Below are 21,117 nucleotides of genomic sequence, written 5' to 3' on the forward strand. Positions count from 1 at the left end.
GACTGCATCGCGGCATGACGCTGCCTGGCTGGAAGGACCAGCGATGACTCTCACCATCAACACGCACCGGCTCCCCGAGCCCACGATGGCGATCGCGATCGAGCCGCAGGGCGCGATCGGAGCGGAGGCCGACGCTGAACTGCTTCAAGACCGGTTCATCATGGTCCTGGCGGCCACGCATCCGGAGCGCATCGTGCTGGACCTCAGTGCGGTGCCGTCCATCTCGGAAGCCGGCATCGGCGCCCTGGTCAATGGTTTTGACCTTGCGGCCGCCAGCGACGCGAGTGTGACGGTGGTCCAACCCGAACGACAGGTGCGCGAGCAGCTCCAGCGCCGTGGTCTCGATGTTCTCGTCGACCACGACCGTTCGCGGAAGGTGTAGTGGTGCACGCTTTCACCGACGGTGCACCGCGAACCCGAGTCCGACGACCGACCTGACGACGCCGGCCAGAGCGGCGAAGTCGACGGGTTTCTGAGCGTAGCCCTGCACCGGCAGCCCCCGGGACCGGACGATTTGCTCGGCCGCCGGGGAGTCGACGAGCAGAATGACCGGGACATGGACGGTGGCGGCGTCGGTTCGCAGGCGTTCGAGGACCACGTCGCCGCCGTCTCTGGGCAGGTGCGGATCCAGGAGCACAACGTCGGGAGTTCCCACGCCACCGTACGGCGGAACCCCGTCGAGATAGGCCAGGGCTGTGCGCGCGTCGGGAGCGGTATACACCCGGTTGACGACCTTGTGCGTTGCCAGATCCTCGCGCATCAGCAGCTGATCGACGGGGTCGTCCTGGACGACCAGGAAATTCACCGACCGGAAGTGATGCAAGCCTCTACCTCCCGGCAACAGGTGCACTACTGCACATGATCGGCCATGGTAGTGCCCGCCGCTATCCGATCGCCAGCCGCCATTCGGCGTCGGTGAGTTCGCCGGCCGACTCGACCACGGCGTTGACCAGAGCCGTCAGCGCGTAGGGCCTGATCAGCGGCGTGTCCTTGACGAGCGCGGCGATCGCGTCGCGGCGGCGATCCATCGCGGCGCTGACCAGTTCCCGGCCGGCCGGCGTCAGCGTGATCCACGCGGCTCGCCGGTCGGTGGCGCGTTCCTCCCGGGCGACCAACCCTTTCCCTACCAGCCGGTTGCACATCCGGGTCGCCGTCGACGACGTCACCGACAACTCCAGCGCGAGGTCGCCGACCCGCTGCGGTCCCCGCGACACCAGCAACACCAGCATCCGGAACTGCGGCAGCGTGACCTCCTCATCCAGGTCGGCCAGCGAGCTCGCGGCCATGGCCACCAAAACCCGGCTCAGCGCGAGCAGCGCACCGGTCACCTCAGCCTCAGCGGCACCGTGGGTCGTCTGCGCAGTCACGCGCCTACTTTGACATGTCTCCGGGCAAGTTCCGTCATACAGCCGTCATAAAACCACGGGGTACGCCGTATCCGCGCCGGATCGCTCAGCGGCGCATAAGCCGGAACGTCGCCAGCCCGCCAAGCGCCAACGTCCCGATCAGCAACGACCACAGGACCAGCGGGCTCACCGGCGGACCGTTACCAGCGTTGGCGCTGGCCAGGCCCATCGCCGACAGGTCCTCCGCCGGCGGCATCGCGGCCGGAGGCAGCCTGCCGTACTCCACCAGACCCGTGCTCTCCAACAGCTTCATGTGATTCAGCACAAACCGGTTGGCATCATCGGCCAGCTTGCGGATCACCGGATTACGTGTCGCCGACCGCACCGCCCCGATCACCGGGAAGATCTTGCCGTGCGCAGCCCGCAGCCGCGCCACGAAGATCAGATCGAACTGGACGCCCTTGGCGTTCTGCATCTCCTTGAGCCAGCCCTGCTGCTGCGCGGTCGGGTCAGCGGGAATGGTCGCGCCCAGCCGGTTGGCCGCCACCGTGACCAGTTCGTCCAGCTCGACGTGCTGATTGGCGATCTCACGGCCGATCTCACGGACCCGAGCGCTGTCACCCTTCTCGGCCGCCATCTGCCCGGCCGGCATCTCCCACAGACCGGCCAGCCGCACACCGTTGAGCAACGCCACGTCCGCGGCATTCAACTGAGTCGGAACCGATGGCGCCGCGGCCGCCGGTGCAGCCAGCACGCCGAGCACGACCAGCGCGCCGGTCACGACCAGTCCCGCGCGGCGGACAAGGGACAGATAAAACATGCGAACCTCCGGTGGCGGGCAGCCCATCGTCAACCGGTACGGGCATCGATCGAGAAAGGTTCACAGATACATAGAATCGTTTGCGCCGGACGCCGGCATCCAGACCGAGCCGGGCACTGAAGCTTCATCGATTGGCTGGTCAGCCACGGAATTTGCAGCCATCCACGCGCACCGCACAACCGCCCCCGTTTATGACAGTTGTGTGACACCTGTCATTCACCCGCGCGAGGGGTCGAGCACCCTACGCCGGACGGCCGTCGAAGTCGACCACCGTGCCGCGCACCGTGAGACAGTTGGCCACGTCGAAAACCGCAGGCACGGTCCATGCCCGACGACCGGCGTCCCTGCGTTGCTCTGCCGAATCGACATCGCCGAGCAGGACGATGACCCGGTTCTGCACCAGCACCTCCAGCCGGCGGCCGGTGACCCGCGGGTCCCGGCGCAAGGCCACCACGGCCCGCTCAGCGATCCACTCGTCCTCGCCGAGCGAGCAGTCGGCAACCCAGGCCGCGCTGTCGCGGCCCGGGTCGGTCAGCCAGTCCGGCAGGTCACCGTCGAACCACTCCTCGGGAACGCCCGACGACGTCGACATGGTCATTCCTCCCTGGCCGGGCCCGCGCCCGGTTCGATCATTCCGGCGCCGCCGTCGACAGCCCCACGTTCTCGATGTCGAAGACGCCATCGGCCCGAGCCAGGCTCAGCGTCCGGCGCACCCGGGCGGAAGGGCTCCGCAACGTGAGCCTGCCGTCCGAACGCAGCATGTCCCGATGCGCGTCGAGCAGTACCACAATCGCGGCCGCATCCAGTCGCACGCACTTCGCCAGGTCCACCACCAGGCGCCCCGGCCGGGCGGCAACCGCATCGGCGATGAGCCGGCGCCACGTCTCGACGGCAGCACCCTCGAACGGACCGGTTACGACGACCACCGCTTCCGGGACCGCGGCATCCGCCACGTCGCCTCCTTGACGCCTCGAGTTGAGGCTTCAGGCTCGCGAACACATGTGGCGGGAGGTCCGCAGCCACACGACATTTCAATGACAACCCGGGCCGGAACCGGTAGCCACTACCTTCGGGGCGCGGGGGACGGAGACGGCAGTCCGCGCAGCGCCTGCCGACGATCACCGAACACAGGGAAGACCGCGTTCAGTCCGGTGGCCGCCAGTGTCCGTCGCACCGCGGCGGATGGTGCCACCAGGCACACGCGGCATCCACGGCGGTCGGCCAGGTGGTGGGCGCGGACCAGCATCGTCAGTGCCGCGCGGTCGATCAAGCTCACGTCCGCCAAGTCGACGAGAACGTCGCAGCCGCGTTCCGAACCGGCGCTCACACCGTCCCACAGCGGCTCAGCCACCTCCCGGTCGATGTCACCGTGCAGCTCCACCACTGGCGCTGCCTGATGTGCCGGCGTGACGACCTGAACGGCCTCGAGGTCGCCGCCGGTCAGATACGTGCCCTCCACGTCCGTCCTCCTGCCTGCCGACCCTGGTTCCTCGATGGTCTGGCGGCAGCATGGCGAACATCCGGCGCGAAGATGACGCCTCCATGACGGCTGACGTCGTCCTTCCGGTCAGCTTGCCCGCTCAAGTTCCGTCGACAGCTGCACCATGGCGGTGCGCGCCTCCTCGGCACGAGCGTGAAGTTGATTCAGCAGCACATCGGCATTGCCGGAGTCGCGTCGCTGCGCCCGGTCCTCCACATCCGCGCAAACAGCGGCGAGGCGATTCGCGCCAAGAGTGGACGAGGAGCCCTTCAACCCGTGCGCCAGCCGGGCCAGGCCGCGGCTGTCACCGCTGGCCACGGCTCGATCCATCCGGTCAAGGGTGTCCGGCAGACGATCGGCGAAATTGTGCAGCAGTTCGGCGACGCGGTGACCGTCGTCGCCGGCCAAGGCAGTGAGGTCGTCGATGCAGGCCCGGATACTGTCGGTCTCGGAACCTGCGATTGCCTCAGCGCGGCGCCCCAGAGCCAGTGCCTGGGTCGCGGCCCACACATCCGAGTGCGCCGCCGCCGCAGCCAGCACGGCGTCGAGGTCAGCCTCACGGATCGGCTTGGCCAGAAAGCCGTCCATACCCGCACGGCGACTCGCCGTCCGGTCATCCACCATGGCGTTGGCGGTCAGCGCGACGATGTGCGGAGCGCCGTGCGCCGGTGGTTCCTTGCGGATCAGCTTGGTGGCCGCCAGACCGTCCAGCACCGGCATCTGCACGTCCATGAGCACCAGATCAAAACGAGTACGCCGGACCGCCGTGACCGCAGCGGCGCCGTCCGCCACCAGCTCGACCCGATGGCCACGCCGTTCCAGCAGCAACTGCACGACCCGCTGATTCACCGGATTGTCCTCAGCGACCAGCACGTGCAGCGAGCGACCGACCGGCAGGACGACATGCGGCCGTACCGGAACCAGCGTGCCCGACTCGGCCACGCCCAGCCGTAGCGTCACCGTGAAGGTGGAGCCCTGACCGGGCTCGCTGGCCACCTTGATCCCCCCGTCCATCGCCGCGGCCAGGCGCTGACTGATCACCAGACCGAGACCGCTACCTCCGTAGCCGCGCGCCACGGACGCGTCCACCTGACTGAACGGCAGGAACAGCCGGTCCAGCCGGTCCGGCGGGATACCGATGCCGGTGTCACGGACCGCCACCCGAAGCAGCCAGCAGCCGGCACCCGCGCCAGCCGGGTCCCGCACCGCCGAAACGGTGACCGTGATGGCACCGTGCTCGGTGAACTTGACCGCGTTGCCGATCAGGTTGACCAAGATCTGGCGTAGCCGCGTCTCGTCGCCGACCACCGTCTCGGGGCAGCCGGCGTCGAGGTGACAGGACACGTGCAAACCTTTCGCGTCCGCGGTGAGAGCCACCAAGTTGACCGCCTGCTGAACACAGGAGCTCAGCGCAAACGGTCGCTGCTCCAGGGCGAGTTCACCGGCCTCGATCTTGGAGAAGTCCAGCACGTCGTTGATGATCACCAACAATGATTCGCCGCTGGCGTGCACGGTCTCGACCAATTCCCGCTGCCGCATGTCGAGCTCGGTATCCAGCAGCAGACCGGTCATGCCGATCACAGCGTTCATCGGGGTACGGATCTCGTGGCTCATGGTGGCCAGGAACGCCGACTTGGCGGCGCCCGCCGCTACCGCCTCGTCGCGGGCGGCGACCATCGCCGTCATCGACGCGTTCACGGCCTGCGCCATCAGTGCCAGTTCCCTCGGACCGCTCACCTGGGCGCGACGGCTGAGGTCACCCTCGGCCACCCGGTGCGCCGCCGCGGTGACCCGCCGGGCCGGTGCGGTGATCCGCCGGGTGATCCACCGGCCGCACAGCGCGACCAGCCCTGCGGTGGTCAACGACACCACGAGGATGAGCTGCCGGGTACGTTTGGCGCTCGCATCGCCCTCGGCTACCAGCTCGGCCAGGCGGCCTTCCTCCTCGGTCTGCATGGCACGAACCAGGTTCTCGATATCGTCCAGGTCCGCCGAGACCTCCCCCTTCGCACGGCGCTCGACCGCTTTGTCGTACTGCGCCAGCCGGGCCTGCAGCAAAGGCTGCAGGCGATCGAGGATCTGCTGGTGATCCGCATTCTGCCGAATGTCCGCGCGGACCACTGCCACCTGGGCGAGCACCGCAGCCGAGGCGTTGCGCAACGCCTGTGCCCAGGTCTGGCTGCCCGCTTTCTGGAACCCGCGGGCCGCTCGGTCCAGCCCGTTCACCGCGTCGCGGAGCCGGCCGATCTCGCCCAGCAGCTGGTGCGACTGCTGCAACGGAACCCGGCCGTCAATCAGAGTGCCAATACGCACGTACGCGCTGGTGCCGACGACCGCCAAAGCGAGCAGAGCGAGCAAAAACCCGACCGTCAGCATCCGCCCGACAGTCCACGAAGAGAGCCGCCGATCGGCGATCCCGTCACCGGACTCCGCCACAACTACTACTCTAGGTAACGGTCGAGGAGGATACGGTGACTTCTGTGCTGGTGGTCGACGACGATCCCACCATGCTGGAGATCGTCGAGACGGTGCTGCGCTCAGGCGGTCTCGACGTGTGCACCACCAGCACCGGCCGGGACGGCCTGCGCGCCGCCCACGAGCAACCACCGGACTGCGCGGTGCTCGACGTCACCATGCCGGACATGACCGGACTGGAGCTGTGCCGGGCACTCCGCGACGACGCCGACACCGCCGACATCCCGATCATCCTGCTCACCGGCCGCGGCCAGTGGCTGGACGTGGCAACCGGTTTCGACGCAGGCGCCGACGACTACCTGGTCAAGCCGTTCACCGCGCAGGACCTGCTGGCCCGGGTCGACGCGCTGACCGGAGCAGGCCGAGCCTGACGCCGCCTACCTCGGCAGCCACACCGTGAGAAACGGCGTGCCATCCACACTCTCCACGCCGACCGCACCGCCGTGCCGCCCGACCACCGCCCGCGCCAGCATGAGCGCTGTGGCGTTGCTGCCGGAGTCCGCGGCGGTGAAAAGCCGATCGGTGGCCAGCCTTCCCGGCAGCCGCAGCGCGATCCGCCACCGGTCATCGACGGCCTCGACCACCATCTCCTCGTCCGTCCCGCCGATCGCCCGCACCGCCGCGGTCAGCCGGCGAAAAACCTGACCCAGCCGGGCTCGGTCGCCGGTGACCAAGCCCTGCGGCGGTCGCGCGGCAACCACCACGCCGCTGCCGGCAGCGGCCTCCGCGAGCAGTGCAGGCAGATCGAACTCCTGACGCTCCAGCGCAACCGCACCACTCTCGATCCCACCGATCATCGCGATCTCCGTGGTGACCTCCTCGATGCGGTGCAGCTTCCGGGCAATCATGGGCAGCGCCGGATCAGCCCCATCGTCCTCGGACAGCAGATCAACCATCGCCAACGCCGCGGTCAACGGCGTACGCAGGTCGTGCAGAAGCGCCGAAACCAGCTCAGTCTTGCTGGCCACCAACTCAGCCAGCGCCCGGTTGTGCTGGCGCAACCGGCGACGGACCAAAACCTCGCCGGTCCGGTCGCCGATGACCGCGGCCAGCAGCCGGTGATCGTCGGACGGCAGGGCGTGCCAGCGGGCCTCCACCACGCGGTCGCCGGGCAACGTGCATCGGCACCGCCGCCCATACGCTCCGTGGCGAGCGGCCCAGAACTGCGCCGCCGCCGCGTACGGCTGCCGTGTCTCGACCGCCGCGACCGGCTCTCCCACCAGATCGTCAGTCGTTGCGGCGAACAGCAGACGGAATTCCCGGTTGACCGTGACCACCACGTCGTCGGCGACGATGAGCACGCCCGTGTCGACGCAATACGCCAGGGCTTCCGCAGCCGGCGGCACAGCGAAGAGGTGACGGGTCATCGCCGCCAGAATACGTCCCGGAGACTCGGCGACGCCGGTGTTCGGGCGGCCGCACCGCTGGAACCGCACCCGTAGCGTTGCCGCACGTGCCGTTTAGGACCTCGACACGGTGGTAGGTCCGAGCGCGGCAGGCGATCCGTGCCGACCGGACCGGAAATCACTGGGAGGACTCATGCGAACGCAGCTCACGGTCTGCCTGGTGTTTCTGGTGGTTGCCATCACGTACCTCATCGCGCTCGGCCTGCTACACCGGTGACCTCAGTGTGTTTGCCCGCCGCCCGGGCAGCTCTGCTGAAGGAGAAGGCGTTGTCACAGACGACGCGACTCCAGCACGTCGGCGGAGACTGCTACGGCCGTGAGCGCAAGGGGCACGGCCGGCAGACCCACCAGCACTGCAGAGACGGGTGCCACCAGCCACAGCAGAACCAGCATCACGAGAACCAACCATCGGGGATACGGCCGCCTACTGCGGACCGGCGGCGGTGACACGTTCAGGAGCCGACCGACGATCTGCTCGAAATCGTCGGCTGAGTGCCCGTCCTTCCGTTTGCCGGGACCACGCAGGGCGTTGCAAAGATCGCGCTCGCCCGGCAGCGAGCGTACGAGGTCAGCGGCCGCATCGACGGCCGCCCACGAGCGCAGCACACCGGTAAGGACGACGACGTCGTTCTGCACGCTTACCCGGATCGGTTCGCACCTGGTGCGCTCGTCGGCGATCAGCTCCAGCACCACGGACAGTGCGAACTGCAACTCCGGCGTGGCAACAACTGGATCGCGCCGGCGCTGCGCGGTGATGAACTCGTCGTCCGGCAGGGGCTGCACGGTGTTTCCCTTCCCACGGTCCGGATCAACCCTGTACGGTGTCCACTGCCTGTCCCTCAACGATCTCAAAGACATGATCCAGACGGGCAAGGCGCAAAATACGCCGGACCCGCGCCGAAGGCCCACACAGCTCCATTCGTCCGCCGTCACTGATCATCTGACGGTGCGCGCACAGCAGCACCCCGATGGCGGTCGCATCAATCAGCGGGCTGTCCCGCAGGTCGACAGTCAATCGTTGCGGACGTTGCGCAACCGCATCGCTTATGACTCGTTCCCATCGATAGACGGCGACGCCGTCGAACGACTCGGTGACGACCACGACCGCTGCCACTTCGCGCCGGTCCGACATCCCCGCCTCCTCAATCGACCCCTCGCGGCAAACACTCGCGCAGCGGTGTGGCGGCGACTCCACGGGCTCGTGACGGTTCCGTAACCTCTTCGCCGACGCGACAGGTGAACCTGTCTGCCCTCAGGGACCGCCGGACCACAAGCCGTACTCAGCATTGGGTTTCAGCAGCGGTCGGCCCTGGCCGGCACGATACGCTTCCAGCTGCGCGCAACAGGCGAAACCCAGCAGGAGCGCTACCCCGCTGGCATTCGCCCACAGCAGCAGCGCCACCATGGCCGCCAGCGCACCGTAAATTTCGCTGAACGACAGAGCGCTGTTGACATAAGCCGCCAGCATTGCCGATAGGGCAAGCCAGAGCAGCGTGCTCAAGATGGCACCGGGCAGCAACCACGGCAACGACGGCTGGCGTCGATAGGGCAGGTGGCGCAACAACAGCGTGATGCCGGTCAACGTAAGCGCTACCGCGAACGGCCAGTACAGGACAGACCACACGGCTTCGACCGGCGATTCCCAGCCGTAGGCTCGCTGCAACGACTCGCTCACCGCCGGGCCCCCTACGACCAGGACGAACCCGGCGAGCGTGGGCAGCCCGGCCACCAGCGCCAGGACACCGGCACGTCCATACTTGGACGATGCCGCACGGTCACGCCGGATACCGTAGATCCGGTTGGCACCCCGCTCGATCTGGCCCATGGCCGACACCATGGCCACCATCCCCGCCGTGAGCCCGAAGGCAAGCGCAACCTCTCCCGTATCGCCCCGGTGATCCTCGAGCAACAACAGCCGCACCAACGAATCGCTGCGCGTTTGCGGGCGTGGATGCCTGGTGCGCGTTGTCGCGGGGTTCTTCCCCCGGCAAAGGCCATATCATCATGGTTCTGGTCCGTTCAGATTCGGTTACGGCTTTCGCGAGGCGTATCGCCGGCATCGGACCGCGGCGTGGTGAGCGGTATTCACGCCGGGCGAACAGGCAAAGCCACCACCAGCTCCCTGTACACGATGCCGGTATAAGGAGTTCCCCGCTCACACGACGACGAACGCGCAACGCCGTGACAGTTTCATGACCGCGGTGAGCTGACGCGCTGGAAGTCACGGCGTGGACAGGACCACTGCTTGACGCCGATAAATCCGGCCGCGGTGTTCGGTATTGATCAGCCGGCGCTGCCTGTGCCGCGGTCGTCCTCGGCCTGGGCATCGACGGGAACGACGCTGATCCGGTTACAGACATCCGACACGCCGGGTACTGCCCAAGCAAGGCCCCGGGCCACCGTCCGCGCGTCCGCGGTGTCCACCTCGCCCAAAAGGATCACGACGCCGTTCTGAACATGAATCTCGAGATACCTTCCCCGGACCTGGGGATTCTGCTTGATCGATACGGCGAGCCGGTCCGCGATCAGTTCGTCGGCCAGGGTCCTCGCATCAGCCCCATCCAGCGGGCCCACGCCGGACCAGTCGTCCGGGACCTCGGGTAGCGGACACATGACATCGCCTCCGTACACCGTCAGCCCGATCATCCCCAGTGTCGCGGCGCAAGGTGGCGACCCGCCCTCGGCCTCATGACAGTCGCGTGACGGCGGTGAGCGACATCAATCCTCACGCGACGAATCACTCCGGCCGCACAACCGTGGCGTATGAGCCCGAAGCCAGCAGGAACCTACCCGGGACCGAGCCATCCGGAGTCACCAGATGGTTCACCGCGCCGTTCAGCGTGTCCACATCGACGTCGGTCACCCGGGCGATCTGTTCGCCGGCTGCGGTGAGCAAACGCTTGCCGATGAGCTGGTGGTCGCTGCGTAGCAGCTCTGCTGCGCGCCCGTCCGCCGGCCCCACCGACCAGCGAGACCGCACCATGACGGCGTGCGGGCTGAAACTCGTCACATCCTCCCAATGCACGACATCACCGGCCGGGCCGTCGACGCACAGCGCGACAACTCGTGTCGTCCGTGGATCCGCCACCAGGTTGACGACCCTGCCGAGCTCGGACGTCCAACCTGCTGTCAGCACCCGCCGGTGCATTACCGCGGAGAAAAGCATCATCAAATTTCTGTTCGTCGGCTCAGGCCGAAACGGTTCGATCGGCACTTCAGCCTGACCGGGCCCTGCCGCAAACAACATTCAGTCTTGCCACAATTACATGACATTCCTCATCAGCATCGGCTGTTGTTCTGGAGTGCCCCGTGTACCGGTGTCACCACCGAAGAGGCCACGCTGTTGCGAGGTCGTCATGAATCCGCCGTGAATCCGACACGGTCAGCTGGCACCGTGGCCCGTGGTGCCGCGGCTGGATAGCACTGAGTCCCGTCGCCTGCAGAGACACCCGGCCGCGGCATCGTAAGCCTTCTGCCCCAGAATCAAGCTCCGCCCCGCCAGGAGGGCGTCTCAGCCCGGTCCTATCAGACTGGCGTAGTCACCAGCGCGAAGCGGTCCGCGCGACAACGTGCCGTCCGCACGGGGAACCTCCAACCGTTGGTTGTCGCGGGTGAACACGACGGAGTCGACATCAGCGCGAGCGGTGAGCGTACAGACGATCTGCCCGTAGGCGAGGACCTCATCACTGCGGGCATTGCTCTCGTCGGCCTCGGTGAAGTCCACCGTGACTTCCGTCGAGGACGCCGCCCGATGTGCTCGCAGGGTCAGACCCGCCAGCGCGGTGCCGAGGCCGTTGTCCTGTTCGGCTCGGGTCGGCCCCACCGTCAGATTGTCCAGTTGCTGCTGAACGCTGGGCGGCGACCCCAGCCGCCGCGTGATCTCTGCCAGGCGGCCCGAACGCGTCAGGCAGATCACCACCGCAGCCCCTCCGTGTGATTCGGTCGGTGCCGGCCGCGTCGTGACCGCGGTCAGCGGGCTGCGGGGCAACTCGACACGATGCGGTTCGTCTTGCGCCGGCACACCGCAGCCGCCCAAAGCAACCGCGGTGACGAAAGCGAGCAGCCCGACGCGCCTCACGGCAGGCACCCCTGCAGCTCGATACGAAACCGCGCTCCCCCGCCCGGCCGGGCTCCGGCTATCGCTCGTCCCCCGTGCGCAGCGGCGTGCTCGGCAACTATGGCGAGGCCCAGACCGGTACCGTCGCCGGCACCGCGGGAATTCGCGGCCGAACCCCGGACGAATCGGTCGAAAATCGTCTCGCGGTATTCCTCGGCGATGCCCGGTCCCGCATCGTCAACTTCCAGAAATACACCATGTGCATCGGCTCGCCCGGCACGCAGGGCGACGGGTCCGCCACCGTATCGCTGGGCGTTCTCGATCAGATTGCGCAGCGCCTGCTCGACTCGGCGCTCATCGATCTGCCACACCCGAGGCGTCTCCGGCATCCACTGCAGGAGGTCCACGCTGGTGTTGGTGGTCTTGCAGACCCGTTGGACCAGCGCGCCGATGTCGGTGGGTTCGCGGTGCGCCGGTTGATCGCTGCGGGCCAGCGCCAAGAGGTCACTCACCAAGGTCTGGAAACGCGCGACTTCCTCGCTGATCAAGTCGACGGCGGCCGCGACCCGCTCGTCCAAGCCGTCGCGTCGGCGATGCACGACGCTGACGGCCGCGCCGAGCGTCTGCAGCGGGGAACGCAGCTCGTGGCTGACGTCAGCGGCGAACCTGCGGTCACGTTGCATCCGTCGAGCCAGCTCGTCGGCCATGTGGTTGAACGAAGCGGTCAGTTGCGCAAGATCGGGCTCGGTGTCCGGGTCCAAACGCGTATCGAGGTTTCCGGCCGCAATACCGCGTGCCGCGTGCGCCACCGCCGTCATGGGACGCAGCGCATGACGGGTGACGTACCAGCCGACCGCCGCCCCTCCCGCCGCTACCATGATCGCCACCGCGGTCAGGACGACGGCCAGCAGTTGCAGGGTGCGCTCGAGTTCCCGCAGCGAGACGATCTCGTAGAAAACCGAGCGGTCCTGCAGCGGCACGGCGACCACCAGCGCGGGCTGCCCGTCGCGGCGGATGCGCTGAGCGCCGGCGTGCCCGTCGGCCGCCATTCGCTGCAGGGCGGCAGGCACCGCTGCACCTGCGGCCGGGTCGGCGCTACGGGAATACCACTGCCCGGCCCGGTGCACCAAGGCGTAGCGGTCGGCTCCGATGTCCAGCGATTGGAGTATCGCGACGATCTCGGGTGCGTGGCCGCTGAGCCCCACGTTGACCACGGCGGCGTCGAAGTAGGTGGCCCGGACGGCCGTGCGCTCCCGCTCGGCGAACAAGGTGCTTCTGGTGAGCTCGTACGACACCAGCGTCACACAGGCCGACAGCACCAACGCGCCTACCGCAAAGGCGGCGCTGACCCTGGTTCGCAGTCCTACCGGCTTGACCATTGCACTTCGCCAGCGAGCGCACGTCGCGGTGCCCTAGCCGGCACCAGCCGGCTCCGGTCCTTCACTGCGCACCGCACGCCAGTCATGTACCGAATAATGCACCCTCGCCGCCGGAGGCCGCCTGACCAGGCGCACGATGTGCGGTTATGTGACGTAGTTGTCATATTGTCGGCGACGATCCGCCACGCACAACCGGCAGACTTGACCTAGTCGACAACAGCCGAGGCCAGGAGAAATCACCGCCTTCTCGTAAGGATCCACTGCCATGACCATCACCCATCTGATCGCCGCCGTCGCCGTGGGCACGGCCGTCGGCATCGCCGGTCGGCTCATCATGCCGCCGCGGCGACGGGTTCCCGTCTGGCTGCCGGTCGCGGTCGGGATCGGCGCCGCCCTCTTGGGCACGGTGGTTGCACGGCTTGCCGACAGCGACTCATCAGGCTTCAGCATCGCCGAACTGACCACGCAGCTGACGTTCGCAGCATTGGGCATCGCGTGGGTGGCGGCCACCGCGGATCGTCAACCGATGGACAGCGCCAGTCAGGACCACGCCGGCCGGTCTCGATGACTGCGTACCCAGGCGGTGAAGGCTTCGATCTGGTCGACCGCGAGACGCCCGCGTAGTGAATCGAAATAGTCGAACGAATGTTGGGCCCCCGGCAATTCGGTGTAGACGAGGGGTTGTTCCGAGACGTCCGTCCACGCCGCAGCGAACTCCCGCGCCCATTGCACCGGCACGACGGAATCGCGGTCTCCGTGCAGCAACAGGGCCGGTGGCGCGGCGGCATGCAGGTGAGCTTGCGGACTGCTGTCCGCGACATCAGCCTCGGTCCGGCCGTAGTAGCCGTAAAGGCCGACTGCTCCGGTCACCGAGGTGTCGGTGCGCGTGAAACCGGGCTGGTATGCCGGATGATTCTCGGTCAGCGCAACGAAGGTCGCCAAATAGCCGCCGACGGAATTACCGGCCACGAACAACACCGCCGGATCAGCACCGTACTCGTGCCCATGCTCGCGGGCCCACGCGACGACTCGCTTGGCGTCGACCACATAGTCCGGGAATCGCGCCTGCGGATAGAGCCGATAGTTCGCGCTGATGCACAGCCAGCCACGGCTCGCCAACCGGTAGAGCAGCGGCAGTGACTCGCGATTCTTCGCGCCGGACACGAAACGACCGCCATGAAAATGCACAAAGACAGGGCATCCCGTACGCCGCTGCCGGCTGCGGTACAGATCAAGCCGATGTCGCCGCCCACCACCGGCGTAGGCGATGTTCCCGATCCGTTCCACGTCACCTCGCCGCCGCAGAAACGGCATCAAAAGCACTCTGGCCAGCGGAACCCGGGTACGCAAGCCAGTGCCGAGCCGGGAATCTATACCGGCGCGCCATCCGGGGCCGAGGACCTGCGCCATAGCCGCCCCGGGGACGTGAATGCCCCTCGTGGCCCGCAACAACACCAGGCCCAGACCGACCAGCGCCGGCAGCGGCAACAGCACCGTGAGCAGACCGCCGATCCGACTGAGATCGGCTCTCGCCATCGCCAGCGAGGTCGACGCCACACCCAACGTGAACGCGAGCACGGGTAGTGCGTTGTAGGTCATGCCGACCAGGTAGACGCCGGTGCCGAAGACACCGGAACGGCGCGCAGGCCACAGGGCGCAGGCGGTGCAGGCGCTGAGCACCAGCACCGAACTCAGATATCCGGGACTCATCTAACCGCCTTCGAGATCAGCGACCACAGCGAGCCGCTCGACATCCCGGCATCCGCAGAAGCAGCCGCTGCGGACAGGACGGAGCCGCACCTCAAGCGAGCAAAGGCCCGGCCCCGCCTCCCTCACGCTGCCCGTCCCAGCCCGTCCGAAACAGCGGCGTACCTGGTTGTCGCGGGATTGTCACAGCCTCGCAGAGAGGCTGCCACGCCCGCCCGGCAGCATGATCCGGGGTTCACTGCCGATCCGGGAAAGGACCAGCATGAAGATCCTCGCCGGGCGCTACCGGTTGGAGGAACCGACCGGCCATGGCGGGATGGCGGTGGTGCACCGGGCATACGACACCGTTCTGCGACGAACGGTTGCCATCAAAACGCTCCCACCCGAGCGCTGCTGGGACTCGGTGTTCCGCGCGGCTGTCCAGCGCGAAGCTCGGGCGGCCGCCCAGCTGTGCCACCCCAACATCGCCGCCGTCTACGACTACGGTGAAGCCACCTTCGCCGGGACCACCCAGCCATTCGTGGTGCTGGAGTTCGTAACCGGTGGCACCCTGGCCGATCACCTGAGGAGCAAGGGGCCACTGCCCTGCCGCGAGGCGGCCGGAATCTGCGCCGGAGTGGCTGCGGGCCTGGCGGCCGCCCACGCCCACCAGCTGGTGCACCGCGACATCAAACCGGCCAACGTCATGCTCTCGCCGGCCGGCGTCAAGGTGGTCGACTTCGGCGTAGCCATCATGGCGGGGCAGGCCGCGGCAGACGACGACGGTCGGATGTGGGGAACACCCGCATACCTGGCGCCCGAGCAGTTACGACACGACACCGTGTCGCCCGCCGCCGACGTCTACGCCGTCGGCCTGCTCGTCCACGTCTGTCTCACCGGCCGCCCGCCGTGGCCCGGCGACAACGCCACACAGGTGCTGACCGCGCGCCGACGCCAGCCGACCCCGAACCTGCACCACCTGCCCGGTCTGCCCGAGCAACTACGGCAGCTGCTGCGCGACTGCCTCGCCCTGGCCCCGGATTCCAGGCCGTCGGCCCGCCGGGTGGCACGGGTTCTGCGTGAGGTCGCGGCCGCCGAGGGCGACGTCCCTGTCCACGCCGGCGACGCAGCGCCCACGGGGACCGCAACCACCGTGATGATGGGTGCCTCGCCCCGCAAGATCCGGCGTGCCGTGACCGCCGTCATGATCCCGGCAGCGGTGACCGGCGCCGTCCTGACCGGGCGCCTGCTCGCCGCCGGACCGACCGAGCCTGTGGCCGGCCGGGGCGCCCCAGACTCGATCGCCGGCTGCGCAGTCAGCTACACCAGCCACCGCGACGCTGACGGCAGCCTCGCCGCCCGGCTCGATGTCGCCAACACCGGCGACCAGCTGGTGCCTGGCGGCGGCATCGTCTCCTTCACCATCCCGGACGGCGTGCGCATCACGCACGCCTCGGCGTCCGACTGGTCGCAGCAACAGGGCATTGTCCGCCTGAGCACACCGGACCTGCGCCCCGGCGCCCACGCAAGATTCGTGCTGCGGGGCACGTTCGATCCCGCGCAATCCGAGCCACCGGCCGGCTTCGCCCTGGCCGGCAACACCTGCGGCCGGGCGGCCACCGCCGTCAACGTCGCCACCGGCGCCCCCGCCAAGAGTTCCACCAGCGGCCGCAGGGCCAGCGAGGGCACCCGCAGCACACCTCGCAACGTCGCACGTGAAACGACGGTCACGCAGCGGGACGCGAGCCCGGCGCCGGTGGCAACATCCGGTTCGCCGACACCGACCCAGCGGGCGAGCGAACCTGCCACGGTCCCAGCGACGCCAAGCGCGTCGTCACCGAGCAGACCAGCGCCGAGCGAACCCTCGTCCGATCCCTCGCCTGGCCCCTCGCCCAGCGCCTCTCCGAGCCGACAGCCCGAACCCACCAGCACCCATACGAACCCGCCCCCGGCCGGCGGCGATAACCCAGCGCCGACCGGATCGACGCCGGCAAAGCCAGATCCATCCAGCACGATCGTCACGAAATTGCCATGACACTGCCAAGAACCCGAGAGCCGCCCTGCCCATACTGGGGCCGAGTCACCTCGGCACCTGCGACGACATCGACAGAGGGGTGAGGGCGGAGCCATGGCAACGAGCGGGCACGATCTGGTCGAGCCCCGGGAACAATGGGGCACACGGCTCGGGTTCATCCTGGCGGCGATGGGGTCCGCCATCGGGCTCGGCAATATCTGGCGCTACCCGTACGTGGTTTACGACAACGGCGGCGGGGCGTTCCTCATCCCCTACTTCATCGCCATCGCCACCGCTGCGGTGCCGCTGCTGATCCTGGAATACGCGCTCGGCCACCGGTACCGGCACGCCGCACCGTTCGCGTTCCGCTCGGTGCGCCGCGGCGCGGAATGGCTCGGCTGGTTCCAGATCGGCATCTCCATGGTCATCATGACCTACTACGTGGTGATCATCGGATGGGTTCTGAGCTACTTCTACTACTCGTTCGGCACCCGCTGGGGCGACGACCCCGACGCGTTCTTCTTCGGGTCCTACCTGGGCACCTCCGACAGTTTCTGGGCCATCGGCGGCATCCAGTGGAAGGTCCTGCTCAGCGTCGTCATCGCCTGGGCGATCACCTACCTGATCCTGCGACGCGGAGTACGCCGCGGCATCGAACTGGCGGCAAAGATCCTCATGCCGCTGCTCATCGTGATGATCGCAGTGATCGTCGTTCGCGGTGTCACCCTCCCTGGCGCCGCCGCTGGACTGAACGTGCTGCTCACCCCCGACTTCGGCGCATTGACCGACGCCCAGGTCTGGGTCGCTGCGTACGGTCAGGTGTTCTTCTCCTTCAGCATTGGCTTCGCCGTGATGATCGTGTACGCGAGTTACCTACGCCACCGATCGGAACTGTCCAACAGCGCCGTCATCGTCGGCATGGCGAACTCCGGTTTCGAGTTCCTCGCCGCGCTCGGCGTCTTCTCCGTGCTCGGCTTCCTCGCCAGCCAGCAGGGCACCGGCGTCACCGAGGTGGTCACCAGCGGCGTCGGCCTCGCGTTCGTCGCCTTCCCGCAGATCATCAACGAAATGCCCGGCTTCAACTCGCTGTTCGGCGTGCTGTTCTTCGGCGCCCTGCTGTTCGCCGGCATCACCTCGGCAGTTTCCATCATGGAGTGCGCGGTGGCCGGGGTACGGGAGAAGTTCCGCCTGTCCCGGACCGCGGCGGTGAACTGGATGTGCGGGATCACCGCGCTGGCCAGCGTCCTGTATGTGACCCGCGGCGGCCTGTACTACCTCGACGTGGTGGACCACTTCATCAACAGCTTCGCCCTCATTTTCGCCGGTCTGGCGGAGGTGATCCTGATTGCCTGGATCGCCCGGCAGCTCGGCCCGCTGCAGGCCCACGTCAACCGCGACTCATACCTGCGTGTGGGCTGGTGGTGGACGATCTCCCTGACCGCGATAACTCCATTGCTGCTCTCCGCGATGGCGGTCATCAACGTGTACCAGGAGGCCACCACCCGATACGAGGATTACCCGCTCAGTGGCTTGTTGGTCATGGGCTGGGGCGTCGTACTGGTCACCCTGGTACTCGCCGTCGTGCTGCAGCGACTCCGGCGGCACGAACCACTACCGGCAACGATCGGAGACTGACGTGAACACCGGCGCGGTCATCATGCTCGTGATCGGCGCGCTGGGCCTGTGGGGCTCACTCGCGTTGGCAATCGTGAACTACCTACGCCGTTCCGCGGCGGACTCTCGGGGTGCCTCCAGCGATGTCGGCTGAAGTCACCCCTCGAGCACTCCTCATCGGCTACGACTAATCAGCCAGCATGCCGCCGATCAGGGCCTGCCACGTCAACGGGCCGACGATGCCGTCCACCGGGAACGAGGGCACGGCCCGGGACACACCTTCCTGAAAGGTTCGGACGGCGGCGTCAGTCTTCGGCCCGAAGACGCCGTCGACCACGACATCAAGGTCCGGGTTGCCCACCTCCGCGCGGATCTTCAGCTCTTCTTGAACCGCCCGGACGGCTTCACCCCGGCTGCCGCCGGTCACCTGGATGATGAGCTGTCTCCAGGTGGCCGGGCCGACGATCCCGTCGACCGTCAGATCTTGATCCTTCTGGAAAGTACGGACGGCGGCATCGGTGGCCGGACCAAAGATGCCATCCACCCCGAGCACGTACTCGTGACCGCGAAGTAGGTGCTGCACGTCACGCACCGCCTGGGCCCGATCCGGCTGCCGGACGGTCGGCCACGGCTTCAGTTGTGCAGTCATCGTGCGTTTCCTTCCATGTCGGGAGAGGTCGGATACCGCCATCGTTGGCATCGGGCGGTGACAAAGCACTCGCAGCGACACGACAAGTCGATGACAGTCCTCGGCAACCGAGGTGGACGATCCGTACGTCCGGACATCGGCGCCACTCACATGTCACCGTTCCGTCACACGACAGCCGCGCATCCGCGAAATCCTGCGCGAAAGATCACGGTAGGCGCCGCAGCCGCGAACTGAGCGTGAATCCCTTCGCTCCCGCCGACGCTGCGGCTGCGGCGCCCACATCGAGCGGTTGGCCTGGACGGGCGCCTAGCCTCGCCACATGCACGGCGAGGGCAATCGCCAGTCGTCACGGGATTGTGAAGGGCCGGCTGAGAAACCGACATCTGCCCGACCAAGCCTAGGAGACTGTCGCGGCCGGCAGGCGCCTTCGACCCCCGCGAAGCAGCAGCCGCCGGTCGCGGCGCAGCCGGACTTGCCCGCGCGGCACACGCTGCTGGTCAGGACTGGACATGCACGAGGATCACCCGGTCACCGAAGGCCAAAGCGCCAATCTTGTCGTAGCGCAGCAGTTGGCCCTTCCGGATCACTGCCACGATCAAGTCCTCGCACTCGGCTGGCGAGCGGCCCACCTCGTCCTCGTGCACTGCCCGGTCGACCAGGCGTAAACCTTCGCGCTGGACCAGGAGGTCACCGATGACATGACCAGCAGCCGGACTTTGCGCCGACAGTCCCAGCAGGCGACCCGCAGCTTCGGACGACGTGATGACGGTGGTCGCCCCGCTGCGTTTCAACAGCGGCACGTTCTCCGATGCCCGCACAGCAACCGCGATCACCGCGACGGCGTTCAACTCCCGGACGCTCAGGGTGACGAGACTTGCGGTGTCATCGCGATCCGCGGCGACGATAATCCGGTCAGCCTTTCTGACACCCGCTTTGTCCAGGATCAGACCGCGCGTGGCGTCACCGACGATCGCCGCGTGGCCGTCGTCGGCAGCCTCCTGGGCAGCGTACGGAGAGGCGTCGACGACAACGAACTGGATCGGTCCGTCGGCGCCCTCCCGCAGGGCCCGTACGGCGGCACGCCCCTTGTTGCCGTAGCCGATGACGACGGTATGGCCTCGCAACTGCGCCCTCCAACGCTTCACCTGCCACTGCCGGCGGGTGCGACGTGTCAAAACCTCGAACGTGGTGCTGACCAACAGCACCAGGAAAAATACCCGGAGTGGCATCACCACCAGAACGTTTGCCAGACGGGCCCGATCCGAGACCGGCACCACGTCGCCGTAGCCGGTGGTGGACAAGGTGACGGTTGCGTAGTAGACCGCATCGAGCGCCGACACATGCCGGTCACGCACATCGTTGTAGCCCTCGCTGTCCACCAGCACCACGGTGGTCATGACGGCCAGCGTGGCCACCGCCAACCCGAGGCGAGTGGCTATGGAACGCAACGGCCCGGATTGGCGCAGTGGCAGCACGACGCCCTCGTCGTGTTCTGCGCCGTCGCTCATCCGCGCACTTTATAGGTCATTTCACAATGACGTCCTACCGCCTTGCCAGCACCCCGGGGCAGCGGAGGTCGAGCCGACCGTGCGACACCAGTCGCATCGTCACCCAACCTTCATAGATGTGCGGGCACAGCGCCACGCTCCCACCGAAGAATGGGTACCTGCCGAACCCGGTCGGCCCGAGAGGAGGAATTCGTGACCGTGCCCGAATTGGTGGAACCGCTCCACGGCCTCGACTGGTCGGTCGGAACGACTTACCCCGGCGGACCCACCGTGGTTCGGCTCCACGGCGAAGTCGATCTCGAAGTGGCCGCTGACTTGCAAAGCTGCTTGCTCAGCGGTGTGGAACGGGCCGACATAGTGGTGGACCTGGCCGGGGTCAGCCTTCTCGATTGTTCGTGCCTCGGGGTCCTGATCAAGGCCCTGAGTCAAGGCCGGCCACGCGGACACCGGGTTACCCTGGCGGCGCCCGCCCCGGCGGTTCGACGGATGCTGTCAGCTACCGGAGCAGACACCGCGCTGCCGATCATCGACGATCCGCGGGACGCCGTGCGCCAGCCGCAACAGACCGCGGTGGCACGTCGCGATCGACGCTGGCTTCGGCGTTCTGAATCAACGAACAGGCGACCTTCCTCGGCCGGGCGGCGGTGAAGGCGCGGCCCAGCGCTCGGGCCATTCGGCCGTCG

At 67.5% G+C, this 21,117-nt stretch carries 25 protein-coding genes; 7 read left to right on the forward strand and 18 right to left on the reverse strand.

Features of this window, described 5'->3' with window-relative positions; translation table 11 throughout:
- Positions 1–85 precede the first annotated feature (85 nt).
- Complete coding sequence (locus Ari01nite_RS43395; RefSeq protein WP_203789822.1) at positions 86–382, forward strand: STAS domain-containing protein; 297 nt, start codon at positions 86–88, stop codon at positions 380–382.
- 12 nt (positions 383–394) lie between these two features.
- Here the strand turns inward: Ari01nite_RS43395 and Ari01nite_RS43400 are convergent, their stop codons facing one another.
- The 7 genes from Ari01nite_RS43400 to Ari01nite_RS43430 form a co-directional block, all read right to left on the reverse strand.
- Positions 395–805 (reverse strand): response regulator, encoded by a 411-nt coding sequence (locus Ari01nite_RS43400; protein ID WP_203789824.1) that lies wholly within the window; start codon positions 803–805, stop codon positions 395–397.
- A gap of 79 nt (positions 806–884) precedes the next feature.
- Entirely contained in the window at positions 885–1,367 is a 483-nt protein-coding gene (locus Ari01nite_RS43405) for a MarR family winged helix-turn-helix transcriptional regulator (protein WP_203789826.1), read from the reverse strand.
- Positions 1,368–1,452: 85 nt separating this feature from the next.
- The gene (locus Ari01nite_RS43410; RefSeq protein WP_239163512.1) at positions 1,453–2,127 is read right to left on the reverse strand and encodes a DUF4142 domain-containing protein; all 675 of its coding nucleotides are present in this window, start codon (positions 2,125–2,127) and stop codon (positions 1,453–1,455) included.
- 280 nt (positions 2,128–2,407) lie between these two features.
- Positions 2,408–2,758 (reverse strand): BON domain-containing protein, encoded by a 351-nt coding sequence (locus Ari01nite_RS43415; RefSeq protein ID WP_203789830.1) that lies wholly within the window; start codon positions 2,756–2,758, stop codon positions 2,408–2,410.
- 37 nt (positions 2,759–2,795) lie between these two features.
- The gene (locus tag Ari01nite_RS43420) at positions 2,796–3,119 is read right to left on the reverse strand and encodes an STAS domain-containing protein (RefSeq protein WP_203789832.1); all 324 of its coding nucleotides are present in this window, start codon (positions 3,117–3,119) and stop codon (positions 2,796–2,798) included.
- A gap of 110 nt (positions 3,120–3,229) precedes the next feature.
- Complete coding sequence (locus tag Ari01nite_RS43425) at positions 3,230–3,625, reverse strand: STAS domain-containing protein (protein WP_203789834.1); 396 nt, start codon at positions 3,623–3,625, stop codon at positions 3,230–3,232.
- A 108-nt stretch (positions 3,626–3,733) separates the two neighbouring features.
- Entirely contained in the window at positions 3,734–5,986 is a 2,253-nt protein-coding gene (locus tag Ari01nite_RS43430) for an ATP-binding protein (protein ID WP_239163513.1), read from the reverse strand.
- Between the two features lie 131 nt (positions 5,987–6,117).
- Here Ari01nite_RS43430 and Ari01nite_RS43435 point away from each other — a divergent pair, with 131 nt between their 5' ends.
- Positions 6,118–6,492 carry a response regulator transcription factor gene (locus Ari01nite_RS43435; RefSeq protein WP_203789838.1) on the forward strand — a complete coding sequence of 125 codons (375 nt, stop codon included), beginning with the start codon at positions 6,118–6,120 and terminating at the stop codon, positions 6,490–6,492.
- A gap of 6 nt (positions 6,493–6,498) precedes the next feature.
- Here the strand turns inward: Ari01nite_RS43435 and Ari01nite_RS43440 are convergent, their stop codons facing one another.
- The 8 genes from Ari01nite_RS43440 to Ari01nite_RS43475 form a co-directional block, all read right to left on the reverse strand.
- Positions 6,499–7,467, reverse strand: coding sequence for a sensor histidine kinase (locus tag Ari01nite_RS43440; RefSeq protein WP_239163514.1), 969 nt, complete (start codon positions 7,465–7,467; stop codon positions 6,499–6,501).
- A 330-nt stretch (positions 7,468–7,797) separates the two neighbouring features.
- On the reverse strand, positions 7,798–8,310 hold the full coding sequence (locus Ari01nite_RS43445; protein WP_203789842.1) for a BON domain-containing protein: 513 nt from the start codon (positions 8,308–8,310) through the stop codon (positions 7,798–7,800).
- 25 nt (positions 8,311–8,335) lie between these two features.
- On the reverse strand, positions 8,336–8,659 hold the full coding sequence (locus Ari01nite_RS43450; protein ID WP_203789844.1) for an STAS domain-containing protein: 324 nt from the start codon (positions 8,657–8,659) through the stop codon (positions 8,336–8,338).
- A 120-nt stretch (positions 8,660–8,779) separates the two neighbouring features.
- Positions 8,780–9,448, reverse strand: a complete 669-nt coding sequence (locus tag Ari01nite_RS43455; protein ID WP_203789846.1) for a YihY/virulence factor BrkB family protein — start codon at positions 9,446–9,448, stop codon at positions 8,780–8,782.
- Between the two features lie 362 nt (positions 9,449–9,810).
- Positions 9,811–10,173 carry a BON domain-containing protein gene (locus Ari01nite_RS43460; RefSeq protein ID WP_203789848.1) on the reverse strand — a complete coding sequence of 121 codons (363 nt, stop codon included), beginning with the start codon at positions 10,171–10,173 and terminating at the stop codon, positions 9,811–9,813.
- Positions 10,174–10,264: 91 nt separating this feature from the next.
- Positions 10,265–10,741 (reverse strand): PRC-barrel domain-containing protein, encoded by a 477-nt coding sequence (locus tag Ari01nite_RS43465; protein ID WP_203789850.1) that lies wholly within the window; start codon positions 10,739–10,741, stop codon positions 10,265–10,267.
- A 297-nt stretch (positions 10,742–11,038) separates the two neighbouring features.
- Positions 11,039–11,605 (reverse strand): GerMN domain-containing protein, encoded by a 567-nt coding sequence (locus Ari01nite_RS43470; RefSeq protein ID WP_239163515.1) that lies wholly within the window; start codon positions 11,603–11,605, stop codon positions 11,039–11,041.
- Positions 11,602–12,963, reverse strand: a complete 1,362-nt coding sequence (locus Ari01nite_RS43475; protein ID WP_203789854.1) for a sensor histidine kinase — start codon at positions 12,961–12,963, stop codon at positions 11,602–11,604. The genes Ari01nite_RS43470 and Ari01nite_RS43475 overlap by 4 nt, the downstream gene beginning before the upstream one ends.
- A 265-nt stretch (positions 12,964–13,228) precedes the next feature.
- Between Ari01nite_RS43475 and Ari01nite_RS43480 the strand changes: the two genes are divergently transcribed.
- Positions 13,229–13,531, forward strand: a complete 303-nt coding sequence (locus Ari01nite_RS43480) for a GlsB/YeaQ/YmgE family stress response membrane protein (RefSeq protein ID WP_203789856.1) — start codon at positions 13,229–13,231, stop codon at positions 13,529–13,531.
- Here Ari01nite_RS43480 and Ari01nite_RS43485 read toward each other — a convergent pair.
- Positions 13,504–14,673: an alpha/beta hydrolase gene (locus tag Ari01nite_RS43485; RefSeq protein WP_203789858.1), complete on the reverse strand. Its 1,170-nt coding sequence runs from the start codon at positions 14,671–14,673 to the stop codon at positions 13,504–13,506. The genes Ari01nite_RS43480 and Ari01nite_RS43485 overlap by 28 nt on opposite strands.
- A gap of 259 nt (positions 14,674–14,932) precedes the next feature.
- Here Ari01nite_RS43485 and Ari01nite_RS43490 point away from each other — a divergent pair, with 259 nt between their 5' ends.
- From Ari01nite_RS43490 to Ari01nite_RS43500, 3 genes are all read left to right on the forward strand, one after another.
- Positions 14,933–16,684 carry a serine/threonine-protein kinase gene (locus tag Ari01nite_RS43490; protein WP_203789860.1) on the forward strand — a complete coding sequence of 584 codons (1,752 nt, stop codon included), beginning with the start codon at positions 14,933–14,935 and terminating at the stop codon, positions 16,682–16,684.
- A gap of 93 nt (positions 16,685–16,777) precedes the next feature.
- The gene (locus Ari01nite_RS43495; RefSeq protein ID WP_203789862.1) at positions 16,778–18,298 is read left to right on the forward strand and encodes a sodium-dependent transporter; all 1,521 of its coding nucleotides are present in this window, start codon (positions 16,778–16,780) and stop codon (positions 18,296–18,298) included.
- 1 nt (position 18,299) lies between these two features.
- Positions 18,300–18,431 (forward strand): MetS family NSS transporter small subunit, encoded by a 132-nt coding sequence (locus tag Ari01nite_RS43500; protein WP_203789864.1) that lies wholly within the window; start codon positions 18,300–18,302, stop codon positions 18,429–18,431.
- A gap of 33 nt (positions 18,432–18,464) precedes the next feature.
- Here Ari01nite_RS43500 and Ari01nite_RS43505 read toward each other — a convergent pair whose 3' ends face one another.
- Together Ari01nite_RS43505 and Ari01nite_RS43510 are read right to left on the reverse strand one after the other, a co-directional pair.
- Entirely contained in the window at positions 18,465–18,968 is a 504-nt protein-coding gene (locus Ari01nite_RS43505; RefSeq protein WP_239163516.1) for a peptidoglycan-binding domain-containing protein, read from the reverse strand.
- A gap of 455 nt (positions 18,969–19,423) precedes the next feature.
- A complete protein-coding gene (locus Ari01nite_RS43510) occupies positions 19,424–20,434 on the reverse strand; it encodes a potassium channel family protein (protein ID WP_203789866.1) in 1,011 nt (336 codons plus the stop codon).
- Positions 20,435–20,626: 192 nt separating this feature from the next.
- Between Ari01nite_RS43510 and Ari01nite_RS43515 the strand changes: the two genes are divergently transcribed.
- The gene (locus tag Ari01nite_RS43515; protein ID WP_203789868.1) at positions 20,627–21,082 is read left to right on the forward strand and encodes an STAS domain-containing protein; all 456 of its coding nucleotides are present in this window, start codon (positions 20,627–20,629) and stop codon (positions 21,080–21,082) included.
- Positions 21,083–21,117: the final 35 nt, after the last annotated feature.

The sequence above is a fragment of the Paractinoplanes rishiriensis genome (assembly GCF_016862375.1).
Lineage (GTDB): Bacteria > Actinomycetota > Actinomycetes > Mycobacteriales > Micromonosporaceae > Actinoplanes > Actinoplanes rishiriensis.